The organism is uncultured Granulicatella sp. (genome assembly GCF_938030755.1).
Classification (GTDB): Bacteria; Bacillota; Bacilli; order Lactobacillales; family Aerococcaceae; genus Granulicatella.
The window spans coordinates 24653-32683 of record NZ_CALHIF010000006.1 but is presented as its reverse complement, the minus strand read 5'-3'; the positions used below and the strand labels follow the sequence as shown (position 1 = coordinate 32683).

The window sequence follows — 8031 nt, the reverse complement described above, 5'->3', positions numbered from 1 at the left end:
TTGATTCAATATTTCCTTCAAAATGTTGAAATGGGATGCTTTGAATAAGTCTTCGCAATAGAACGATACTATCGTTTATTGGCTAGGGCTTCGCATACATGGCTGTAAGTTGCTAAAGCAACAATACCCACTGGCTAGGCTTTCGCCGTCGCAGCCACATCCGTAAGTCGCTATGCTCCAACACCTCCTTGCTAGGCCTTCGCCCGTCGCATACATATCCGTACGTCACTTCGTTCCTACGGCTACGGAAACTGACCTCAATTCTCTACAAAGAAAAAGCACCCCAATAAATGGGATGCTTTGAATAAGTCTTCGCAATAGAACGATATTAACGTTTATTGGCTACTCCTTCGTCGTACGCATCCACATCCGTACGTCGCTTCGTTCCAACGGCTGTGGAAATTGCGACCGCCAATTCTCAACAAAAAAAGCACCCTGTATGTACAGAGTGCTTTGAGTTTGTAATAAATACTTGTAAAAAATTAACGTTTTGAGAACTGACTCGCTTTACGAGCTTTCTTAAGACCTGGTTTTTTACGTTCTTTCATACGTGGGTCACGTGTTAATAAGCCAGCAGCTTTTAACACTCCACGGAAGTCAGGGTCAACTGTTAATAATGCACGAGCGATTCCGTGACGGATAGCTCCTGATTGACCTGTGAATCCACCACCGTTAACGTTAACTAAAACGTCGTATGAACCTAAAGTTTCAGTTAAGTTTAAAGGTTGTTTGATTACTTCGTGTAAGTAAGCAAATGGGATGTATTCTTCGATTGATTTTTTGTTAATTGTAATGTTTCCTGTCCCTGGTACTAAGATAACACGGGCAGTTGAATTTTTACGGCGTCCAGTGCCGCGGTATTGTGCTTGAGCCAATGCTTTTTCCTCCTTAGATTAGTGATTGGATGTCTACTGCTACTGGTTGTTGTGCAGCATGTGGATGTTCAGCTCCACCGTAAACATGTAATTTAGTAAATTGACGACGACCTAATGAGTTCTTAGGTAACATGCCTTTGATTGATAATTCAACTAATTTACGAGAGTTGTTAGCACGTAATTCACCAGCTGTACGAGCAGTCAATCCACCAGGGTGGTTTGAGTGGTGATAGTAAACTTTATCAGTTGCTTTTTTACCTGTTAAGGCAACTTTGTCAGCGTTGATGATGATTACGAAATCACCTGTATCAACGTTAGGTGTAAATGTTGGTTTGTTTTTTCCACGTAAAATGCTTGCTGCAACAGCTGAAAGACGTCCTAATGGCACATCAGTAGCGTCGATAACAACCCAGTTACGTTCTGTAGTGCTAGCTTTAGCCATGTATGTTGTACGCACGATTGTTTCCTCCAATTTCTTTCTTGGTATTCTTCACATTGAGTTTAACGGGGCTCAAATGTGGATCTATTATCTAGAAAATAAAATTATTTTGCTAATGCTTCTTTAGCTTTGTCTGCTAATACTGTGAATGCAGCTGCATCGTTAACTGCTAAGTCAGCTAACATTTTGCGGTTCATTTCGATACCAGCTAATTTTAAGCCGTGCATTAATTTGCTGTAGCTTAATCCGTTTAAGCGAGCTGCCGCATTGATACGTGCAATCCATAATTTACGGAAGTCACGTTTCTTTTGACGACGGTCACGGTAAGCATACATATATGATTTCATGACTGCTTGTTTAGCTGTTTTAAATAATTTTGATTTCGCTCCGTAGTAACCTTTAGCTAATTTTAAAACGCGGTTACGACGACGACGAGTAACTGTTCCACCTTTAACACGTGGCATAATTAATTCCTCCTTGGTCTATCAGTCTCTTGCGACTGGCTTGAAAATGTAATAGTTTGCGTGCTGAATTAACGCATTTGACTTAATTGTTGTTTAATACGTTTGATGTCAGTAGCGTGAACCATTGTTTGTTTACGCAAGTGACGACGTTGTTTTTTAGTTTTGCCATGGAAACGGTGGCTTGTGAAGGCTTGAGAACGTTTTAATCCTCCACCACCTGTACGTTTGAAACGTTTAGCTGAACCACGGTGTGTTTTTTGTTTTGGCATGAGACTTTCCTCCTGTTACTTTTTTACTTATCATTCTTAGGTGCTAACATCAAGAACATGCTTCGTCCGTCCATTTTAGCCTTTTGTTCAACTGTTGCGATTTCAGAAACTTGTTCTGCTAAACGCTCGAGAACTTTTTGGCCAATCTCTTTATGAGTAATGGCACGACCTTTGAAGCGAATGCTTGCTTTGACTTTATCACCTTTTTCAAGGAACTTGATCGCTGCTTTTAACTTCGTATTAAAGTCGTTCTCATCAATTGTAGGGCTTAGACGCACTTCTTTGATATTGATGACTTTTTGGTTTTTGCGAGCTTCTCGTTCTTTTTTCTGCTGTTCAAAACGATATTTACCATAATCCATGATTCTGGCAACTGGTGGTTTTGCGTTTGGCGACACTAATACTAGATCAAGTCCAGCTTGTTCTGCTAAACGTAAAGCATCATTTTTCGATTGAACACCAATTTGTTCACCGTTATTGTCAATAACACGTAACTCACGAGCGCGAATTCCATCATTGACCATCATATCTTTTGCTATGATATTCACCTCCAAGAAATTTTGAGAGAAAAAAAGCAAAAAAGCAACGGAAGTAATAGAATACTCCCGCTGCCAATGTCTTTTTAAAACTTGAACATTTCCTATCAGCCCAAGGACCCTTGTCAACTTAGGCGAGAAGCGGGATGCTTCTGCTTGTTTTCTCAACTCCAATAGTCTACCAAATAATAGAGAATCTGTCAATACATATCCTCTTACAAGTATCTATTAAATTTTCCTTTTAGTAGAATACAGTATTCCTTCAAATTCGTCAACAAATCTACTCTATTTTGAGCGAAATTTCCACTTGTATTCATCTTATTTTGAATATTCCTCAAACCAGTCTGTAATAGCTTTTAGACGTTCTTGACGTAGATTTGGTAATCCAGCACGAGAAAGCCCGTGACTAGACTGAGGGAAGAGAATCATTTTTGTTGGCACATTGTTTTTACGCATGGCCATATACATTTGCTCCCCTTGCTCTTGGGGGCAACGAAGGTCACTTTGTCCGTGTAAAACTAGTAATGGAGTTTTTGCATTTTTGGCATGAGCTACTGGTGACATTTCCCATAAACGTTTAGTATGGTTAATGTCATCGAGCAATTGTTTTTCCACGAAGAATGGTCCGATGTCGCTTGTGCCATAGAAGCTAATCCAGTTACTGATGGATCGTTGTGTGACAGCGGCACGGAAGCGATCCGTATGCGTTACAATCCAGTTTGTCATGAATCCACCATAGCTTCCTCCTGCAACGTATAATTGGTCCGCATCTACTTCAGGGTGTGTTTCTAAGATATAGTCTACCCCCATCATTAAGTCGTCAAAATCGTGGTTCCCATAGTCGCCAAGAATACTCTTCACGAAGTTTTGTCCGTAAGTGTTACTTCCGCGTGGGTTAATCATAATGACACCGTAGCCTTTTGCAGCAAGTGCTTGCATTTCATGGAAGAAACTTTCGCCGTAAGCCACTTGTGGTCCACCGTGAACATAGAGGATTGCCGCATGTTTGTCTTTCTTTTCTACTGGCGGCATATACCATCCATGGATATCCCAGTTATCGTAACCTTTATACGTAAAGCGTTCAGGCGTTGTAACGATATGTTCGGCTAAGTAGGCTTCATTCGGATTATAAAGGTTTGTAATTTCTCCAGTGGTTAAATCTACTGTTGCTAACGCGCTAGGAATTGTCGTCGTTGAATAAGTGATGACGAGTTCTTTTTCAGTGATGATTTTGGCTCCTGTAATATGAACCTCTTTATCAAAAAGAACTTCATTTCTTCCATCTAAAAAGAGACGGAATAATACGATTTTCCCTTCCACACTTGCACTTATGAGGAAGCTATCCTTATCCATCCATTGAGGTTCAACCCCAGTAACTGATTGTTGGAAGTCAGCAACTAGCCAGTCTCCCCATTCCACATCTAATCCAGACGTTAAATTTAAAATACTTCCTTCTGAACCTGGTTGACCTTCTTTATTGAATACGATGTCTACTTGTGTAACAAATCCGTGTTCCCCGGAATTATAAGCTAAAATAACTCCTTCTTTTGAATCCAACATATAGCGGTAAGATTCATCTGTTCCAGCTTCAAGAATTGGATGAATATCCCCTGTGGCCACATCCACATAGCAAGCCTCTGCACTATCTAATGTCCAACGAATATTGGATAAATCACGGTCTACAACAAGGCTTCCACCATCATGTAACACATCCCTGAAGAATATAGAATCTTCCGTTTCAAAAAGTGTCTTCACTTCTTTAGTGGAAACTTCTACCTGTTTAATTTGAGTCGTTTCTTTATTTGGTAAGAAGGTCCCTCCATCGAATCGATACGTTATTTTTTCAACGATGATCGGTTGAGGAAATTCTTCTTTCTTTTCTTCCTCATCAGCTTTAGTCGTTTGATAGAAAATAGACTTACTATCTTTTCCCCAAACATATATAGAGACGCCTTTTTTCTCCTGAGTTAAGGCGATGGCTTTCCCACCAGATACAGCTTGAATTTTCAATTGAGGAGTTTTATCTTCTCCTTCATTACTGACAAAACTAATCCACTTTCCATCCGGTGATACTTGAAGCGATGAATTGACCGTCCCATCATCTCCGTAAGCTACTTTTCCTTCGTTGGTATACTTATAAATAGCTGTTTCATAAGTATTCTTCTTTTCATTCATCTTCGTTTCTGTAAAGAAGATATCACCACCCGCTACAACCGGTTGGGCTACGTTTTTTAATTCAAATAAATCTTTTTGTTCGATTTTCTTCATATGATCACTCCTTTTGCGCATGTACTCTTTCAGTCTACTCTTCTAACGAAAGTTTTGCAATGGCAAACAAAAACGTGAGACTATCTTTTCTAGTCTCACGCTTCATTTGATTGGTTACGCTTCTTGTTCGTCGTCTTTTTTACAATCTAAAGAAAAATCTTATTCGTAAAATGAGAACAAAAAAATAACATTTTTATTTTCAAAAAGCAAAAATACTATTTTATGCTTGAATTTATTTGCTTTTTCTATTTTCGGCAGTCTATTTTGGAACCAGTTTTCAAAAATTTTCTAAGGACGTAAAAAACAAGTACAATCGCAAAAAAGAACACCCAAAATAGAAGTGGAAGTTTCTTAATAAAGTGCATGGTCTTATTCCAAATAACTTTTGGAATCCATTGACTAGCCTCAGTTGTTGTTTCTTCATAAGTAGATTCAGTAACTCCATCCGGTTCTTTCTCTATTGAATACGTTAATTCTTGTTCATAGATTGTTCCTTGAGGTGTAGCGACTTTCAACTGATTTCCCTCAATTTGATAGTCAGCTGTCTTTCCTTTTTCAGTAAAGACCTTCACAGCGTGATCTAATTTCACTTTTTGGCCTTGAATCGTTTGAATCCCGGGATTGAATAAAGTTTGCGCCTCATATTGCTTTAAGACATAACTCAATAAAGCATTACCAATTTTATGACGATTATACTCTCCAGGAGCACTAGTCCATTCACTTACCCCTAAGACAATATCTAATAGTTCTACTCCGTCTTTTTGATAAATTCCTATATAGTTAAATCCATCTCTCTCACTGGTTCCCGTTTTTAAACCAATAATACCAGGATACGCTAATAAATCCCCTTGTACCGAATGATTGGTGTTTTTAATCGTTTGTGCATACGGTGTTCTACTCATAACCGTAAGTGTGCTATTTCTCGTAAACTGAGTGATTTCTGGGTGTGATTTATATAATGCTATCACCATTTTAGCTAGGTCTCTAGCGGTCGTTTGGTTGGGTTGATTCATAGAATGGCGTTTAACCGTATAATGACCTTGAAAATCTTCCGCTACCGCACCAGTTGCTCCTTCAAATTTAGTATTCGTCATTCCCAATTCTTTAGCCTTTTTATTCATTAAGTCTACAAATTCATCCGAATTATTGTTGACTAGATGAGACAGCAGTATCGTTGCTGCATTGGAGGAAGGAAGGAGTGCCATTTTTACAAGCTCCTCCACTGGATACTCGACTCCAGCAGTTAGCGGAACATTACTTAAGGCTGTAATTTTAGAAATAGCTTCATCTGTTGCGGTTGGGACTACTTTATCACTTAAGCTTATTTTCCCTTCTTTAATCGCATCATAAACGATAAAAATCGTCATTAATTTACTTAAGCTAGCAGGATCTACCGCCCTATCAGGATTTTCCTGCCATAGTATTTCACCATTCGCTATACTCACAACTAGTGAAGCTTTCGGTGTATCTGAAGAGCTAATCTCATACCCTTCATCTTTAACTATTTTTAAAACAGATTCTTGTGCGTTCACTGTTGATATTGAGCTGACAACTCCAATCATCAATAAAAACAAGACGCAAACTAATTTGATTATTTTTTTCATTATTTTTCCCCTTAAAACATCTCCTCTCATTTTATTGAATTCTCCCTCTTTTTGCAATAAAACTTAATACAAATCTAAATCATTTTTCTAAACTTAAAAACTCCTCTTAAAATGATACAGTTATTCTTATAATTATTAAGTGTAGCCGAAAGCTCAATATGTTTTAAAAACTCTATAAGAAGCAGATAATTTATCCCTGCACTTCTCCTTTTACAAGGGTGTTGAAGTTTGGATATGAATACACCAATAAACTTATTTCACAAAACTGATTCCTAAATTACCATATTTGGTAATCAAAAATACGAAGTGATTTCGGAGTCTATAGTGGTAACAATAGCGACCACAACTGATGTGAATTAGGGAATCTTCGAAATTTATTTCGTAGAGTCCCTTTGAAGCTCAGTAGGATTGAGACCTTAGACTCAATCCGGTGTAGCTATTGTCACCACTATGAAGATCTCCGAAATAACACGTAGTGTTTTTGAATGGTACCTCACCAGATACACAAAAAAACAGGCTCCTTTTCAGGAACCTGTTCGGATAGAAATTACATCCATTTTGAATAGTCTTCATCATCCATCGCTTCAACACTACCGAGTAGGTACCCATTCCCAACCTGCGAGAAGAAGTCATGGTTACTTGTACCTGTTGAAATTCCGTTCATTACAATCGGATCCACATCTTCAGCAGTATCCGGGAACAATGGGTCAAACCCTAAGTTTTGAAGCGCCTTATTCGCATTATAACGAATAAATACTTTTACTTTTTCAGTCCAACCAACTTGGTCATAAATAGATTGCGTATACTTCACTTCGTTTTGGTATAGTTCCAAGCATAAGTTGTATACCCACATCTTCATTTCTTCTTGTTCTTGCTCAGATAATTCGTTGTAGCCTTGCTGGAATTTATAACCTGTATACGTTCCGTGAACTGATTCGTCACGAATGATTAACTTGATGATTTCAGCTACGTTTGCAAGCTTGTTGTTTCCTAAGTAATAAAGTGGTGTAAAGAATCCACTATAGAATAGGAATGTTTCAAGCATTGTAGAAGCAACTTTCATCTTCAAAGCGTCTTTACTTTGGTAGATTTCGTTAATCTTTTTCGCTTTGAATTGTAAGAATTCATTATTATTTGTCCATTCGAAAATATCTTCGATTTCTGCTTTAGTATGCAAAGTACTGAAGATGGTTGAGTAACTTTTCGCGTGAACAGATTCCATGAATTGAATGTTATTCCATACTGCTTCTTCGTGTTGCGTGCGCACGTAATCTTTCATTAAGCTTGCACCTTCTTCTGATTGAAGGGTATCTAATAATGTTAATCCACCGAATACTTTACCTACTACATCTTTTTCAGCAGGTGATAAAGTTCTCCAGTCGTCTAAGTCGTTTGATACTGGAATACGTGTATCTAACCAGAATTGCTCCGTTAGTTTTTCCCAAGTTAATTTATCAATCATGTCTTCAACTTGGTTCCAGTCAATCGCTTTATAGTACTCTACTGGTTGTGTAGATTTTTGAGAAAGAATCTCATTAAAATATCGTTTTGTACTCACGAGCTTATGTCCTTTCTT

General features: G+C 38.2%; 8 protein-coding genes and 1 other annotated feature. All 8 genes read right to left on the bottom strand.

From position 1 onward, the window contains the following. Nucleotides 1–482: 482 nt before the first annotated feature. Entirely contained in the window at nt 483–875 is a 393-nt protein-coding gene (gene rpsI / locus Q0594_RS00420) for a 30S ribosomal protein S9 (RefSeq protein ID WP_005605904.1), read from the bottom strand. A 13-nt stretch (nt 876–888) separates the two neighbouring features. Beyond that, complete coding sequence (gene rplM / locus Q0594_RS00415) at nt 889–1332, bottom strand: 50S ribosomal protein L13 (protein WP_039848825.1); 444 nt, start codon at nt 1330–1332, stop codon at nt 889–891. 86 nt (nt 1333–1418) lie between these two features. After that, complete coding sequence (gene rplT / locus Q0594_RS00410) at nt 1419–1778, bottom strand: 50S ribosomal protein L20 (protein WP_005605911.1); 360 nt, start codon at nt 1776–1778, stop codon at nt 1419–1421. A gap of 68 nt (nt 1779–1846) precedes the next feature. Continuing rightward, on the bottom strand, nt 1847–2047 hold the full coding sequence (gene rpmI, locus Q0594_RS00405) for a 50S ribosomal protein L35 (protein WP_005605917.1): 201 nt from the start codon (nt 2045–2047) through the stop codon (nt 1847–1849). A 23-nt stretch (nt 2048–2070) separates the two neighbouring features. Then, the gene (gene infC, locus Q0594_RS00400; RefSeq protein ID WP_070444481.1) at nt 2071–2574 is read right to left on the bottom strand and encodes a translation initiation factor IF-3; all 504 of its coding nucleotides are present in this window, start codon (nt 2572–2574) and stop codon (nt 2071–2073) included. A gap of 44 nt (nt 2575–2618) precedes the next feature. Next, nucleotides 2619–2747, bottom strand: a sequence feature (ribosomal protein L20 leader region). A 154-nt stretch (nt 2748–2901) separates the two neighbouring features. After that, the gene (locus Q0594_RS00395) at nt 2902–4851 is read right to left on the bottom strand and encodes a S9 family peptidase (protein ID WP_298729048.1); all 1950 of its coding nucleotides are present in this window, start codon (nt 4849–4851) and stop codon (nt 2902–2904) included. Between the two features lie 245 nt (nt 4852–5096). Further along, nucleotides 5097–6455, bottom strand: a complete 1359-nt coding sequence (locus tag Q0594_RS00390) for a serine hydrolase (RefSeq protein ID WP_298729047.1) — start codon at nt 6453–6455, stop codon at nt 5097–5099. Nucleotides 6456–7002: 547 nt separating this feature from the next. Continuing rightward, a complete protein-coding gene (gene nrdF, locus Q0594_RS00385; RefSeq protein WP_298729046.1) occupies nt 7003–8013 on the bottom strand; it encodes a class 1b ribonucleoside-diphosphate reductase subunit beta in 1011 nt (336 codons plus the stop codon). Nucleotides 8014–8031: the final 18 nt, after the last annotated feature.

Bases quoted from the DNA above. Each gene is read 5' to 3' on its own strand.
- infC (WP_070444481.1), bottom strand. From the start codon at position 2,574: ATGATGGTCAATGATGGAATTCGCGCTCGTGAGTTACGTGTTATTGAC.
- Q0594_RS00390 (WP_298729047.1), bottom strand. From the start codon at position 6,455: ATGAAAAAAATAATCAAATTAGTTTGCGTCTTGTTTTTATTGATGATT.
- Q0594_RS00395 (WP_298729048.1), bottom strand. From the start codon at position 4,851: ATGAAGAAAATCGAACAAAAAGATTTATTTGAATTAAAAAACGTAGCC.
- rplT (WP_005605911.1), bottom strand. From the start codon at position 1,778: ATGCCACGTGTTAAAGGTGGAACAGTTACTCGTCGTCGTCGTAACCGC.
- rpmI (WP_005605917.1), bottom strand. From the start codon at position 2,047: ATGCCAAAACAAAAAACACACCGTGGTTCAGCTAAACGTTTCAAACGT.